Origin of the sequence: Cellulomonas sp. T2.31MG-18, assembly GCF_964266755.1 — a bacterium.
GTDB lineage: Bacteria > Actinomycetota > Actinomycetes > Actinomycetales > Cellulomonadaceae > Cellulomonas.
On sequence record NZ_CAXWGW010000002.1, the window covers coordinates 346,627 to 359,289 of the forward strand.

Below are 12,663 nucleotides of genomic sequence, written 5' to 3' on the forward strand. Positions count from 1 at the left end.
CCGGCGCGGCCGGGCGCCCCCGCGCGTCGGTCAGTCCTTGATGGCGCCGGCGACCACGCCCGCGGCGACGTACCGCTGGGCGACCACCAGGAGGATCGCGGCCGGGATCGAGGCGATCACCGCGGTGGCCATGATCGAGTTCCACTCGGTGGTGTTGTTGCCGATGTACTTGTAGATGCCCAGGGTGATCGGGATCAGGGCGCCGTTGCGGTTCAGCGTCGAGGCGAAGATGAAGTCCGACCAGGCCCACAGGAACGCGAACAGCGACACCGTGATCGCCGAGTTGCGGCTGATCGGCATGACGATCGAGCGGAACACCCGCCACGTCCCCGCGCCGTCGATCCGCGCGGCCTGCATGAGCTCGTTGGGGATGCCGCTCATGAACGCGGTGAACAGCAGCACGCCGAACGGAACCGCCACCGTGGAGTCCGCGACGATCAGCCCCCACACCGTGTTCAGCAGCCCCGCCTTGAGGTAGATGGCGTAGAACCCCATCGCCATCACCACGGCCGGGATCATCTGCACCACCAGCAGGACGAAGTTCAGCGTCCCCGCGCCGCGCGGCCGCAGCTTGGCCAGGGAGTAACCCGCCGGCGCCGCGATCAGCACGGTGAGCACCACGGTCCCCAGCCCGATGATCAGGCTGGTCCCCAGCGCGGGCAGCTGCTGGCGGAACACGGCCTGGTACCCCTCGAACGTCGGGTCCCACGGGAACCAGTGCGGGGGGTCGGCGCGCATGTCCGACGTCTTGGTGAACGACACGTTCACCATCCAGTAGACGGGGAACAGCATGATCGCGGTCAGCACGACGCCGATCGCCGTCCGCCAGCGGCTGTGGTGGGTCATCACGACTCCTGTCGGCGCTGCAGGTGCAGGTACACGAACCCGAACACCAGCGCGATCACGATGAGCAGGTTGCCGACGGCGGCGGCGGGGGAGAAGTCCGGCTGCCCGGTGCCGAAGGCCTCCCGGTAGGACCACGTCGCGAAGGTGGTCGAGGCGTCGCCCGGACCGCCCTTGGTCATGATCCAGATGATGTCGACGACTTTCAGCGTGTAGATCAGGCCGAGCAGGATCGTCACCGCGGAGACGGGGCGCAGCAGGGGGAACGTGATCCGCCGGAACTGCTGCCGGCCGTTGGCACCGTCCAGCGCCGCCGCCTCGTACAGCTCCCCGGGGATGTTCTGCAGGCCCGAGTACAGGATCACCAGGTTGAACGGGATCCCCAGCCAGATGTTCGCGATGATCACCGACCACAGCACCCAGTGCGGGCTGGTGAGCCAGTTGATCGGGGTGACCCCGAACGTCCGCAGCACCGAGTTGACGATGCCGTTGTCGCTGTTCAGCATCCACGCCCACGACGAGCCGGAGACGATCAGCGGCAGCAGCCACGGCACCAGGAACATGCCGCGCAGCACGCCGTTCAGCCGGAAGCTGGTGCGGAAGAACACCGCCAGCGCCAGGCCGATCGCGTACTGGAACACGATCGAGATCAGCACGAACGCGGCCGTGTTCAGCGCGGCCTTGGAGAACGTCGTCGACGCCACGATGTCCGTGTAGTTCTTCAGCCCCACCCAGGCGGCGTTGCCCTGGACGAAGGCCCGCGGCGTGTAGTCGTGCAGGCTCAGGTCGATGTTCCGGTACAGCGGGTACGCGTAGAACACCAGCAGGTACGCGATCAGCGGGGCGATGAACGCGAACGCCGCCCACCGGGTGCTGGCGGCGGGCCGACGGTCCGGCCGGACGGCAGGTGCGCCCGTGCGGGTCGCACCTGCCGTCCGTCGCGTCGTCCCGACCGTGGTGGTCAGGGATTCCATGAGGACAGTCCTTGTGTCGTGCCTGGTCAGCCGTGACCGGGCGTCACTTGGTGGCCGCAGCGGCCTTCTGCTGGGCCGCCTTGAGGGCGTCGGCCGGTGTCGCCGAGCCGGACAGCGCGTTCTGCACGGCGGTCCACAGCTGCTCGGAGATCTTCGGGTACTTGGTGCCGAGGTTGTCGCTGGTGCGGCCCTTGGCGGCCTTGACCGCGTCGACCCACGGCTGCAGCGAGGAGTCCTTGGCCAGCAGGGCGGTCTGCCCGTCGGCCGTCGGCGGGATGTAGTACGCGAAGGTGGTCGCCGTCTGCACCATGCCGTCGGTGCTGGTCATGCAGTCGACGATCTTCTTGGTGGTCGCGTACCGCTTGGTGTCCTTCTGCACGGGCATCTCGATGAACTCGCCACCGGTCGGGGCCGGCGCGGCGCCGCCCGTCTTCGCCGGGATCGTGATCACGCCGGTCGGGAACTTCGCCTTCTTCGCGGCGTCCACCTGCCAGGTGCCGTTCTCACCGAAGGCGAAGTCGCCGGTGAGGAACTCCTCCCACGTGGTGTTCTGCGAGTTCTGGATGACGGAGTTCGGGGCAAGGCCCTGCTTGACCCAGTCGGTCCACAGCTGCAGCGCCGAGGTGGCCTCCGGCGAGTCCAGCTGCGTCAGCTTCGCGCCGGCCCCCCAGAACCAGGGGAGGAACTGGAAGGAGCCCTCCTCGGTGCCGATGCCCGCGAACGTGATGCCCTTGTGGCCGGCGGCCTTCACCTTCTGCAGCGCGGCGGTCAGGCTGTCCCAGTCCTTGATGGACGTCGGGTCGATGCCGGCCGCGTCGAGGATCGTCTTGTTGTAGTAGAGGGCGAGCGTGTTGGCGCCGATCGGGATGCCGTAGGTCTTGCCGTTCATCTGGCCGGCCGCGAGCAGGTTCGGGTCGATCTTCGAGGTGTCGAGGCCGAACTCGTCGGTGGTGGTGAGCATGCCGGTGTCCGCGAGCGTGGAGACCGCCGGGTTGTCCAGCAGGATCACGTCCGGTGCGGTGCCCTCCTGCGCGGCGAGCAGCGCCTGGTTGGTCAGGGCGGTGGTGTCGTACGCCGTGCGCTGCACGGTGACGCCCGCCGCGTCGCCGCAGGACTGGACTCGCTTCGCCCAGCTGGACGACGCGTCGTGCTGGGGGTACGGGTCCCACCAGGTGTAGGTCTTGCTGCCGCCGGCCGCGCTGGCGGTCGCGCCGCCGGCCGTGCCGGCGCTCGACGAGCAGGCCGCCAGGCTGGCGACCGTCACGGCGATGCCCAGCGCGCCGAGGGCGCGCCGGTGGGTGGAGATGCGCATCACGGTGTTCCTCCTTGAATCAGTGATGAGTGCAGCTGCGCCGGTGGGTGGGCCGCCGGCGCATGACGGTCAGCGGGCGCCGGTGGGCGGCGCCGCTGTGCTCCCCCTGTCCACGAGCTCCGGCGAGATGAACCGGACCACGTGCGGCTCTGTGCGTCCCGCCGCCGACTCGATCCGCCGGACCAGCTGGCGCACGGCCATCTGCCCCAGGCGGTCGGGTGCGCTCTCGATCGAGGAGAACGGCAGCGAGAAGGTGCGGGCGAACTCGTCGGAGTAGCGCCCGATGACGGACATGTCCTGGGGGGAGCTGAGGCCGCGCTCGCGCAGCACCGCGGGCAGCGCGGCGGCCGCCGCCTCGTTGTTCACCAGCAGGCCGGTCACGCCCGGGTGGGCGTCCAGCGCCGCGTGCAGGTCCCGCCCGACGTCCGGCTGGTGCGAGGAGCCGAAGATCGCGTGCAACCTGACGTCGCGCAGCTCGGCCTCCTCCGCCGCCGCGTCCGCCAGGCGCCAGACGTAGGCGCCGCCGCGCTCGACGACGTGCTCCGGCTGCGACACCAGCAGCAGCTCGCGGTGCCCCAGCCGGGCCAGGTGCTCGACCATCAGCCGGCCGGCCTCGGCGAAGTCGAGGTCGAACACGTCGAGGTGCCGGGGGTCGGCGGGGAGCCCGACGAGCGCGCCGGGCTGCTCGGCGTCCCGCAGCACCTCGAGCCGGTCGTCGCGGTCGGCGACGTTGAGCAGCACCACGCCGTCGACCATCCGCGAGTCCGTGATCCGCTTCAGGGCCCGGGCGCCGTCCGGCTCGGACACCAGCAGGATGTCGTAGCCCAGCTCCCGGGCGGTGTTGGAGACGCCGAGGATGTACTGCAGCATCGCGGGGGCGAACTCGTCCTCGAAGAACTGCGCGAGCAGGCCGATCACCTGCGTCTGCGCCGTCGCCAGCGCACGTGCGCCGGCGTTGGGCGTGTAGCCCAGCTCCTCGACGGCGCGGCGGACGCGCTCCTGGATCTCCGACGACGTCGACTTCTTCCCGGACAGCACGTTCGAGGCCGTGCTGCGGGAGACGCCCGCGAGGCGGGCCACGTCCCCGATCGTCGTCATCGTCCATCCTCACGGTGCGGCAGCGAACCGGTTCGCAGATTACGCACGCGCGAGGGAGTCAGGCAAGCACCAATGTGGCGCCCGTCACGCCGGATGGCGACGCCCGGGCGGACCGTCCGACGGCGATAGGGCCACTGACCTGCTGTGATGTCTCGACGAGGCCGCCAAGGACTGACGCCCTCGTTGTCGCGAACTCATCCGCCCGGGTTGCCTCCCGGCACCCACATGCGGAGAACCGGTTCGCTTCGATCAGCTCCCCACCGCTGCCGGGACCGTGCCTCGCGCGGCGATCAGATCGCCGACCACCCGCCGTCGCACGGGATCACCGCACCGTTGACGTTGCTCGCGTCGTCGGACAGCAGCCACGCGATCAGCGCCGCGAGCTCGTCCGGCTGCGCCACCGAGGTGACCATCGCCTGCATGAAGGGGCCGAGCACCGCACCGGCGTGCGCCGAGTGGAACGGAGCCTCGATGTTGGTCGCCACCGCGCCGGGCGCCACGGCGTTGCACCGCACCCCGTCGCCCTTGTAGAAGACGGCCGTCGCCTTGGTCAGCCCGTTCACCGCATGCTTCGAGGCGGTGTACGCGACGCCGGACGCCGAGGCCCGCAGGCTCGCCTCCGAGGACACGTTGACGATCGCACCCTTGCCCGCCGCGAGCATCAGCGGCAGGACCGCCCGGGTGGTGCGCATCGGGGCGGTCAGGTTGATCCGCAGCACCCGCTCCCACGTCTCGTCGTCAACCTCGGCGGGTGGCAGGAACGCGTCCATGATCCCGGCGACGTTGGCCAGGCCGTCCACGCGCCCACCGGCCGCGGCGACCACCCGGTCCACCACCTCCTGCGCGGAGATGTCGCCCGGCACCGTGACGAACGTCAGCCCCGGGTTCTCCTCGACCAGCTCGGTCAGCCGGCTCTCCACGACGTCGGTCGCCACCACCGTGGCCCCCTCACGGGCCAGCCGGAGCGCCGTCGCCTTGCCGATGCCGGAGCCGGCCCCGGTGACGATCACCGTCCGGCCCTCGAACCGACCGGGTACCAGTGCAGCTGCAGGAGACATCGTCGTCCCTCTCGACGCGGGTCCGGACGACCCGGCCGGTCGCCCGCCCTCAGTGCCGACGCTAGGAGTGCCGGCGGGCGCCGACAAGCGTTCCCACCACCCCGTCGGGGTGAAGCACGCAGGCGTGACGCCCGGTGCGCGCGGGCCGCCCGCGGGAGGGCCCTTCGGCCCTGGCGGCCGTCTGACCAGCGAGAAACGCTGGAGGGGTCATCAGACCGCAACGGAGCGTTCGGAGGACGGGCGATGAAGGCACTCGTGGTGTACGAGTCGATGTTCGGCAACACCCAGCAGATCGCGCAGGCCGTGGCGGCCGGTCTCGGCAAGCACGTCGAGGTCGAGGTGACGGAGGTGGGCCTGGCGCCCGACGAGATCTCCGCCGAGCTGGACCTGCTCGTGGTCGGTGCGCCGACGCACGCCTTCGGCATGAGCCGCGCCAGCACCCGCGCCGATGCCGTCAAGCAGGCGCCGGGCGGCACGATCGTCTCGACCGGCCGGGGCGTCCGCGAGTGGCTGGAGACGGTGCACCCGGGTGGCGTCGGCACGATGGTCGCCGCCTTCGACACGCGTGTCCGGGCGCCGCTGCCCGGCTCCGCCGCCCACAAGGTCGCCAAGGCGCTGCAGCGCCTGTCCTTCCCCGAGGTGTCCGACCCGGAGACGTTCTGGGTGAAGGACAGCACCGGTCCGCTCAAGGACGGGGAGCTGGAGCGCGCCGAGCGCTGGGGCGCCGACCTGGGGCTGCTGGTGAACAGCCGCTAGGTCGCACCCCGCGTCAGACGGCGAGACGCCCTGGACCATCGAACGGTCCGGGGCGTCTCGTTGTGACTGGTGCCTGCTGCGTCAGCGCAGGACGGCGGCCAGCACCCCGGTGACCAGCAGGGTGGCGAGCGACCACGCCACCACGCTGCCGACGACGTAGCCGACGAAGGCGAGCCGTCCGGCCCGGTCGGGGCCGTAGCTGGGGGTACGGCCGAAGTAGATCTGCTCGCCGAGGTCGCGGATGCGAACGGCGGCACGGCGGGCGAGCTGGGGCTCGACGCGCGCCGGGGACAGCGTGGTCATGGTGGTGCGCTCCTTGTGGGTGCGTGGCGACGGGTGCCGGGGTTGCCGACGTGTCCCATGGTCGCGGGACGCCACCATGATGTCATGGGCGTTAAGGCCTATGACTCATGACCGGCCGGGTCGGGCGCGAATCTCGCTGCTCGGGACACCGTGTCCCGCGGTGCGGTCAGCTCGTCGCGCGATCCCGTCCGTAGGCGTCGCCGAGGATCGACTCGGTGTGCAGCGCGCACACCCACGTCCCGTCCCGCCGGACCCACGTCGAGGTGTCCGCGGCGTCGAGCGCGACGTCCTCGCCGTCCACCTCGAGGTCCTCGTGCACCCGGTACGCGACGACGGCGACGTCGTCCGTCACCCTGTGCGCCACCACGTCCGTGATCTCGTACGAGCGCAGCACCCAGCCGTCCGACATCAGCATCGACGTGAACATCGCCCGGTCGATCGTCGCGGCGCCGCTGGCCCCGGCCACCATGGTCGGCTCGTCGCACAGCGCGGCGGCCGCCGCGGCATCCCGCTCCACCATCGCGTCCCAGAACCGGTGCTCCAGCGATCGCATCAGCCCGGTCAGCTCGTCGTCCGCCATCTCGACCACTCCCCGATGTCGTCGCGCGCCCGACGGGTGCGCCGCCGAGCCAGCATCGCGCCGACCACCGACACACCACCTCAGCCGCCGGCCGTACCGTCCTCGAACCAGGCGGGCGTCGGTTCGAGCAGCTCCGCGAGCCAACCGGGCACCGCGTCGGACCACTCGGCCGCCTCCTGCGGTGGTGCGCCGTGCAGCGCCCGTCGCCATGCCAGCGCGCGCCCGACGCACCCTGTCCACGCCGCGAGCCCGGCCAGCCGCACCCCCTCGGGCCCCTCGACCTCCCACCCGGACAGGTAGGCGTCGCGCGTCGCGCGCAGCGCGGGGTGGTCGGCGGGCAGCCCCGACGTGGCGGCCATGCTGCGCAGCGTGACCAGGAGGCTGGTGAAGGGGTGCGCGGCAGACGCGTCACCCCAGTCGAAGAACCGGTCGGGGCGGCCCGGTCGGTCGGCGGGCAGCACGTTGCCGGCATGCAGGTCGTCGTGCTGCACGCTGACCGGCTCGGGCCCGAGCGCGCCACCGCCGGCCGCGAGCTCGGCACAGGCGTCCGCGAACGCCGGTCGCAGCCGCACCAGGGCCCCGCGAACAGCGCCGTCCAGCGGCACCTGCGGGTCGTCCAGCAGCTCGTCGAGCAGCGCGGGCAGTGCCGTGGGTCGCTGGTCGGGGACGCCGAGAGCCAGCAGCTCCGGCGTGTGCGCCGCCACCGCCCGCTGCAGGCCCGCGTACTCCCGCACGAACCGGCTCCATGCCGCCGGACCCGCCCCGTCGGCACGCTCACGCAGCGGCGTCCCACCGTCCGGCAGCAGCAGCCAGCCCTCGTCGTCGTCCGTCGCCAACGGGGTGAGCACCCGGTCCGGGACCCACTCCGCGAGGGCCTGGTTCAGCGGCGCCTCGTAGCGGGTCCGGCCGCCGCACGCCTTGACCCACACCACCCCGCGGTCCACCGGTAGCCGGTGCACCGCCGACCAGGGTCGACGTTTGACCAGCTCCGGCCTGCCGGTGGGCGCCGTGCCGAGCTCGAGCAGCCGGTCCGTCGCCCACGCCAGTGCGCGGTCGGTCGGTCCAGCGCTCGCCACCCCAGGCCGCATGGCGCAGACGGTAACCGTGCTCCGGTCGGTCCGGCGCGGACGTCGCGCCCGGACGGAGGAACGAGGCCCGGTCGTCCACCCTCCGTGGACGACCGGGCCTCGCCGGGCTCGATGCTGCTCGTGCTGCGATCAGGCCGATCAGGCCGCGATCAGGTCGAACGCGTTCCCCTCGGGGTCGGTCAGCGTGACCCACCCGCTGCCGGCGCTGACGCCGCCGAGGCGGCGGGCCCCGAGCCGCACCAGCCGCTCGGACTCACGCAGCAGGTCGGCCGTCACCAGGTCGAGGTGCAGGGCGTTGCGGGCCGGTCGGCCGTCGGTGACCTGCTCGAAGACGATGCGCGGGAGGCCCTGCGCAGCGTCGTCGAGCAGCTCGGCGTGCGCCGAGGAGGCGCCGGGGGCGACGTCGCGACCCAGTGCGGCGGCCCAGAACAGGGCGGTCGACTGCGCGTCGTAGGCGTCGAAGGTCAGTCCACGGAAGGTGGCCATGGGGATCTCCTCACGGTGGGATGGGCGGTGGGGGAGGGTGGTCGCGGGGAACGTGCCCCGCCGCCACCGAGACGGGTCAGGCGCCGGCCCCGAACTGCGCGAGCAGCGACACCGGCTGCCAGTCGCGCCAGGTGGCCAGGCGCTCGTCGTAGTCGGCGGTGGCCATGCCGAGCGGTGCCGCGCCGAAGAAGACGCGCAGCGGCGGTTTCTCGGCGTCGACCACCCGGAGCAGCGCCTCCGCGGTGGCCGTCGGGTTGCCACGATCGGCGGCCTGGGTCGCGCGCCAGGCCGCCGCCTGGGCGTGAGCCTCCGCGTAGGCCGGCAGTGCAGCGGCCTGCCGGGCCGACGGGCCGGCGAAGTCCGTGGCGAACCCGCCGGGCTCGACGAGCGTCACGTGGATGCCGAAGCCCGCGACCTCCCGGGCCAGCGACTCGCTGAACCCCTCGAGCGCCCACTTGGAGGCGTGGTACGCCCCGATGCCGGGGGCAGCGGTGATCCCGCCGATCGACGACACCTGGACGATGTGACCGCCGCCCTGCTCGCGCAGGTACGGCAGTGCCGCCTGCGTCACCCAGAAGGCGCCGAACACGTTGGTCTCGAGCTGGTCGCGCAGCTCTGCCTCGGACAGCTCCTCGATGAAGCCGAACTGCCCGTACCCGGCGTTGTTCACGACGACGTCGAGGCGGCCGAAGTGCTGGTGGGCCTGCGCGACCGCCGCGAGGTCGGCCGCGCGGTCGGTCACGTCGAGCTGCAGCGGCAGCACGGCGTCGCCGAAGCGCTCGACCAGGTCGTCGAGGCTGGAGACGTCACGGGCGGTGGCGGCGACGCGGTCGCCGCGCCGCAGGGCGGCGACCGCCCACGCGCGGCCGAAGCCGCGGGACGTGCCGGTGATGAACCAGGTCTTCATGGTGGTTCCCTTCGAAAGACGCCGACGCTGCGCCGGTGAGCACGGGGTGCGGGCTGCGGGCTGCGACGGGCTGCCGGTGGCCGAGCGGGGACCGGCTGTCGACGCTCCGGCCAGGCGCGCGTACCCTGTAACGGAGGCGACTATCGTTTGTGGTCATCACCATAAGCGGAGGTTCCTCCGGTACGCAAGGGCAATTGCCCGCCGAGCACGCAGGACGACGACCCGCAGGGCGACGACGCAGCACGACGACGAAGGAGCAGCACCCGTGAGCACCGCAGCAGCCCGGCCGCAGCGCGCGGACGCGCAGCGCAACCGCGAGAAGCTGCTGGTGTGCGCCGCCACGGCGCTCTCGCACGACGGCGACGTGCCCCTCGAGGCCATCGCCGAGCAGGCCGGGGTCGGCATCGGGACCCTCTACCGGCACTTCCCCAACCGGAACGCGCTGGTCGAGGCGGCCTACCGGCAGGAGGTCCAGCAGCTGTGCGACGCGGCGCCGGCCCTGCTCACCCCCGACCGGTCCGGCGTCGACGCGCTGCGCGAGTGGATGGGGCGCTTCGTCCGCTACGCCGCCGCCAAGCGCGGCATGGGCGCGGCGCTGCGCGCGGCGGTCGGCTCCGACTCGCCCCTGTTCGGCGAGACGCGCGGCCGGATCGTCGACGCGATCGGCGTGCTCCTCGCCGCCGGCCAGACCGACGGCTCCGTCCGCCCGGACGTCACCGCCGAGGACGTGATGTGTGCGATGTCGGCCGTCTGGATGGTCCCGGACGGCGACAGCTGGGCGCCGCAGGTGCGCAAGCTGCTCGACCTCGTCGTCGACGGCCTCCGCTTCGGCGCCCCCGCCTCCGACTGACCGCCCGGGCCGCGTCGGCTAGTCCGCCACCGCGTCGTCGTCCGCCTCGAGCTCCTCGAGGACCTCGAACGGCGACTCCACCTCGCCCCGCCACGCCTCGACGCCTTCCCGCACCGCCAGCGCCGCCACCACCAGCGCCGCCACCGAGTCCGCCCACTGCCAGTGCAGCAGGCTGTTCGCCAGCAGGCCCATCAGCACGGTGCCCGACAGCTGCATGCACACCAGCAGCTGGCGGGAGTCGGCGACGACGCTCGCCGACCCGAGCTCGCGGCCGGTGCGCCGCTCCAGCCACGCCAGCGCGGGCATCGTCACCAGGCTGAGCGCCGCGATCCCGATGCCGACGGTGCTGTGCTCCACGCGCTGCACGCCCGTGAGCGTGAGCACCGACTCGACCGTGACGTAGGCCGCGAGCAGGAAGAACGCCACCGCGACCAGCCGGGCGGTCAGCGCGTCCCACCGTTCGGGGTCGCGCCTGCTGAACTGCCAGGCGACGGCGACGGCGGACAGCACCTCGACCACGGAGTCCAGCCCGAACCCGAGCAGTGCCGCCGACGACGCGGCCGCCCCGGCGCCGATCGCCACCGCCGCCTCGAGCACGTTGTACGTGATGGTGGTGGCGACGATCCGACGGACCCGACGGTGCAGCACGGCCCGTCGTTCGGCGCCGAGCGTCGGGCGGGCGGGGACGGGCGTGGTCACCGGGGGAGGGTCCACCGCCGGGGCGGCGGTGTCCAGCCGGGCGTCGTCGCTGCGGGCCTCAGTCCTCCGCGGCCCGCTCCTGCGGGACGATCGGCGCCGGCTGCGGACGCTTCGGCCTGCGGGCGTCCCCGCTCGACGACCGCCGCAACCGCCGTGTCGCCCACGGGTAGGCGTGCACCCGCAGCCAGCGGGCATCGGCTCGCAGCTGCTCCACGCGGGGGACCGGCGGCAACGGTGCCAGCGGGTCGTCCCAGTCGTCCCGGTCCGGCGGCAGCCCGAGGGCGACCAGAGCCGCCTGCGCCACCCGCGCGTGCCCGTCGGTGGTCAGGTGGATGCGGTCGTCGGCCCACATCCGCCAGTCCGCCAGGGAGCGCATGCCCCACAGGTCCACCACGTGCGCACCGTTCCGGCGTGCGATCGACCAGATGTGCGTGTTGTAGACGCCCACGCGCGGCCGGATCCGGCGCACCAGCGGGCTCTCCCTGGTGTCGTACCCGGTGCCCAGCAGCACCTCGATGCCGGCGGACCGCAGCTTGCGCACGGCGTGCTCGAGGTCGTGGGCCAGCCGGTCCGGGTCGCCGGTGGGGCGGAGCAGGTCGTTGCCGCCGCCGACCAGGCTCACCAGGTCCGGCTTGAGGTCGAGGGCCACCGGCACCTGCTCCCGCAGGATCGGGCGCAGCAGCCGGCCGCGCACCGCGAGGTTCGCGTACTCCAGCGGCTGCTCACCCGCGGCCGTCCGCCGCTCGGACAGCCGGGACGCCAGCACGTCGGCCCAGCCGCGCTGCGGGGCGTCGGGACCTGCCGGGCTGTCCCACAGGCCCTCGGTGAACGAGTCGCCCATGGCGACGTACCGGGTCCAGGGGGGAAGGTGGTCGCGCACCGGGACATCTTGCACACGCGTACCGACGCCGTGCAGGCCTCCGGCGCTCCGGTCGGCTCAGGGCAGCTGCCAGTCCACGGGGTCGGCGCCCTGGGCCACCAGTAGCTCGTTGACCCGGGAGAACGGACACGAGCCGAAGAAGCCGCCGTGCGCGGACAGCGGACTGGGGTGCGCGCTGGCGACGGTCGGCACGTCGCCGAGCGCCGGCGCCAGGGTCTGCGCGTCCCGGCCCCACAGCACGGCGACCAGCGGCCCGCCACGCTCGACGAGGGCCGCGATCGCCCGGTCGGTCACCGCCTCCCAGCCCTTGCCGCGGTGCGAGGCCGGGGCGCCGGCCCGCACGGTGAGCACCCTGTTGAGCAGCATCACCCCGCGGTCGGCCCACGGGCTGAGATCGCCGCAGCTCGGCCGTGGCACGCCCAGGTCGTCGACCAGCTCCCGGAAGATGTTGTCCAGCGAGCGGGGCAGCGGTCGCACGTCGGGCTGCACCGAGAACGACAGGCCCATCGGGTGGCCCGGCGTGGGGTACGGGTCCTGCCCGACGACCAGCACGCGCACCTGGTCCAGCGGCCGCGTGAACGCCCGCAGCACGGCTTCGCCGGCCGGCAGGTAGGTGCGGCCGGCGGCGAGCTCGGCGCGCAGGAAGTCGCCGGCCGCACGGATCTGCGGCTCGACGGGTGCGAGGGCCGCCGCCCATCCCGGGTCGATCAGCTGGTCGAGCGCCGCGGGTGCCACGGTCTGCACGGTACCCAGTACCGCACGCAGGCACGCGCGTGCCCGCGCGAGCCGCGGCCGCGAGGCGAATGACACCGGTGTCGTTCGGGCCGTA

15 protein-coding genes are annotated in these 12,663 nt (G+C 72.8%); 2 read left to right on the top strand and 13 right to left on the bottom strand.

Translation table 11 applies throughout. The features are described 5' to 3' along the window. Positions 1-30: 30 nt before the first annotated feature. From ACFQTY_RS09515 to ACFQTY_RS09535, 5 genes are all read right to left on the bottom strand, one after another. Positions 31-846 (bottom strand): carbohydrate ABC transporter permease, encoded by an 816-nt coding sequence (locus tag ACFQTY_RS09515; RefSeq protein WP_378099742.1) that lies wholly within the window; start codon positions 844-846, stop codon positions 31-33. Beyond that, the gene (locus ACFQTY_RS09520) at positions 846-1,817 is read right to left on the bottom strand and encodes a carbohydrate ABC transporter permease (protein WP_291761480.1); all 972 of its coding nucleotides are present in this window, start codon (positions 1,815-1,817) and stop codon (positions 846-848) included. Before ACFQTY_RS09520 ends, ACFQTY_RS09515 begins: the two co-directional genes overlap by 1 nt. 43 nt (positions 1,818-1,860) lie before the next feature. Further along, a complete protein-coding gene (locus ACFQTY_RS09525; RefSeq protein ID WP_378099744.1) occupies positions 1,861-3,129 on the bottom strand; it encodes an extracellular solute-binding protein in 1,269 nt (422 codons plus the stop codon). Between the two features lie 69 nt (positions 3,130-3,198). Beyond that, positions 3,199-4,227 carry a LacI family DNA-binding transcriptional regulator gene (locus tag ACFQTY_RS09530; RefSeq protein WP_378099746.1) on the bottom strand — a complete coding sequence of 343 codons (1,029 nt, stop codon included), beginning with the start codon at positions 4,225-4,227 and terminating at the stop codon, positions 3,199-3,201. A gap of 290 nt (positions 4,228-4,517) precedes the next feature. After that, positions 4,518-5,285: an SDR family NAD(P)-dependent oxidoreductase gene (locus ACFQTY_RS09535; RefSeq protein WP_378099748.1), complete on the bottom strand. Its 768-nt coding sequence runs from the start codon at positions 5,283-5,285 to the stop codon at positions 4,518-4,520. Between the two features lie 243 nt (positions 5,286-5,528). Here ACFQTY_RS09535 and ACFQTY_RS09540 point away from each other — a divergent pair, with 243 nt between their 5' ends. Further along, a complete protein-coding gene (locus tag ACFQTY_RS09540) occupies positions 5,529-6,041 on the top strand; it encodes a flavodoxin family protein (RefSeq protein ID WP_378099750.1) in 513 nt (170 codons plus the stop codon). 81 nt (positions 6,042-6,122) lie between these two features. On the opposite strand, the gene ACFQTY_RS09545 is transcribed toward ACFQTY_RS09540, so the two are convergent. The 5 genes from ACFQTY_RS09545 to ACFQTY_RS09565 form a co-directional block, all read right to left on the bottom strand. After that, the gene (locus ACFQTY_RS09545) at positions 6,123-6,344 is read right to left on the bottom strand and encodes a hypothetical protein (protein ID WP_378099752.1); all 222 of its coding nucleotides are present in this window, start codon (positions 6,342-6,344) and stop codon (positions 6,123-6,125) included. Between the two features lie 166 nt (positions 6,345-6,510). Continuing rightward, complete coding sequence (locus tag ACFQTY_RS09550) at positions 6,511-6,924, bottom strand: nuclear transport factor 2 family protein (RefSeq protein WP_378099754.1); 414 nt, start codon at positions 6,922-6,924, stop codon at positions 6,511-6,513. An 80-nt stretch (positions 6,925-7,004) separates the two neighbouring features. After that, positions 7,005-8,012, bottom strand: a complete 1,008-nt coding sequence (locus ACFQTY_RS09555) for a hypothetical protein (RefSeq protein ID WP_378099756.1) — start codon at positions 8,010-8,012, stop codon at positions 7,005-7,007. Between the two features lie 138 nt (positions 8,013-8,150). Then, on the bottom strand, positions 8,151-8,498 hold the full coding sequence (locus ACFQTY_RS09560) for a VOC family protein (protein ID WP_291761493.1): 348 nt from the start codon (positions 8,496-8,498) through the stop codon (positions 8,151-8,153). 76 nt (positions 8,499-8,574) lie between these two features. Next, the gene (locus ACFQTY_RS09565) at positions 8,575-9,405 is read right to left on the bottom strand and encodes an SDR family NAD(P)-dependent oxidoreductase (RefSeq protein ID WP_378099759.1); all 831 of its coding nucleotides are present in this window, start codon (positions 9,403-9,405) and stop codon (positions 8,575-8,577) included. A gap of 265 nt (positions 9,406-9,670) precedes the next feature. On the opposite strand from ACFQTY_RS09565, the gene ACFQTY_RS09570 reads away from it, so the two are divergent. After that, positions 9,671-10,255, top strand: a complete 585-nt coding sequence (locus ACFQTY_RS09570; protein WP_378099761.1) for a TetR/AcrR family transcriptional regulator — start codon at positions 9,671-9,673, stop codon at positions 10,253-10,255. Between the two features lie 18 nt (positions 10,256-10,273). Here the strand turns inward: ACFQTY_RS09570 and ACFQTY_RS09575 are convergent, their stop codons facing one another. The 3 genes from ACFQTY_RS09575 to ACFQTY_RS09585 form a co-directional block, all read right to left on the bottom strand. Then, on the bottom strand, positions 10,274-10,954 hold the full coding sequence (locus ACFQTY_RS09575) for a cation transporter (RefSeq protein WP_378099763.1): 681 nt from the start codon (positions 10,952-10,954) through the stop codon (positions 10,274-10,276). A gap of 58 nt (positions 10,955-11,012) precedes the next feature. Further along, positions 11,013-11,795, bottom strand: a complete 783-nt coding sequence (locus ACFQTY_RS09580; protein ID WP_378100716.1) for an SGNH/GDSL hydrolase family protein — start codon at positions 11,793-11,795, stop codon at positions 11,013-11,015. 96 nt (positions 11,796-11,891) lie between these two features. Next, a complete protein-coding gene (locus ACFQTY_RS09585) occupies positions 11,892-12,569 on the bottom strand; it encodes a uracil-DNA glycosylase (RefSeq protein ID WP_378099765.1) in 678 nt (225 codons plus the stop codon). Between the last annotated feature and the right edge of the window lie 94 nt (positions 12,570-12,663).

What these genes read in the sequence shown, in the direction of transcription:
- ACFQTY_RS09540 (WP_378099750.1), top strand. Translation starts at nt 5,529, where the DNA reads ATGAAGGCACTCGTGGTGTACGAGTCGATGTTCGGCAACACCCAGCAG.
- ACFQTY_RS09565 (WP_378099759.1), bottom strand. Translation starts at nt 9,405, where the DNA reads ATGAAGACCTGGTTCATCACCGGCACGTCCCGCGGCTTCGGCCGCGCG.
- ACFQTY_RS09555 (WP_378099756.1), bottom strand. Translation starts at nt 8,012, where the DNA reads ATGCGGCCTGGGGTGGCGAGCGCTGGACCGACCGACCGCGCACTGGCG.
- ACFQTY_RS09530 (WP_378099746.1), bottom strand. Translation starts at nt 4,227, where the DNA reads ATGACGACGATCGGGGACGTGGCCCGCCTCGCGGGCGTCTCCCGCAGC.
- ACFQTY_RS09535 (WP_378099748.1), bottom strand. Translation starts at nt 5,285, where the DNA reads ATGTCTCCTGCAGCTGCACTGGTACCCGGTCGGTTCGAGGGCCGGACG.
- ACFQTY_RS09545 (WP_378099752.1), bottom strand. Translation starts at nt 6,344, where the DNA reads ATGACCACGCTGTCCCCGGCGCGCGTCGAGCCCCAGCTCGCCCGCCGT.
- ACFQTY_RS09520 (WP_291761480.1), bottom strand. Translation starts at nt 1,817, where the DNA reads ATGGAATCCCTGACCACCACGGTCGGGACGACGCGACGGACGGCAGGT.
- ACFQTY_RS09525 (WP_378099744.1), bottom strand. Translation starts at nt 3,129, where the DNA reads ATGCGCATCTCCACCCACCGGCGCGCCCTCGGCGCGCTGGGCATCGCC.
- ACFQTY_RS09580 (WP_378100716.1), bottom strand. Translation starts at nt 11,795, where the DNA reads ATGGGCGACTCGTTCACCGAGGGCCTGTGGGACAGCCCGGCAGGTCCC.
- ACFQTY_RS09515 (WP_378099742.1), bottom strand. Translation starts at nt 846, where the DNA reads ATGACCCACCACAGCCGCTGGCGGACGGCGATCGGCGTCGTGCTGACC.
- ACFQTY_RS09560 (WP_291761493.1), bottom strand. Translation starts at nt 8,498, where the DNA reads ATGGCCACCTTCCGTGGACTGACCTTCGACGCCTACGACGCGCAGTCG.
- ACFQTY_RS09550 (WP_378099754.1), bottom strand. Translation starts at nt 6,924, where the DNA reads ATGGCGGACGACGAGCTGACCGGGCTGATGCGATCGCTGGAGCACCGG.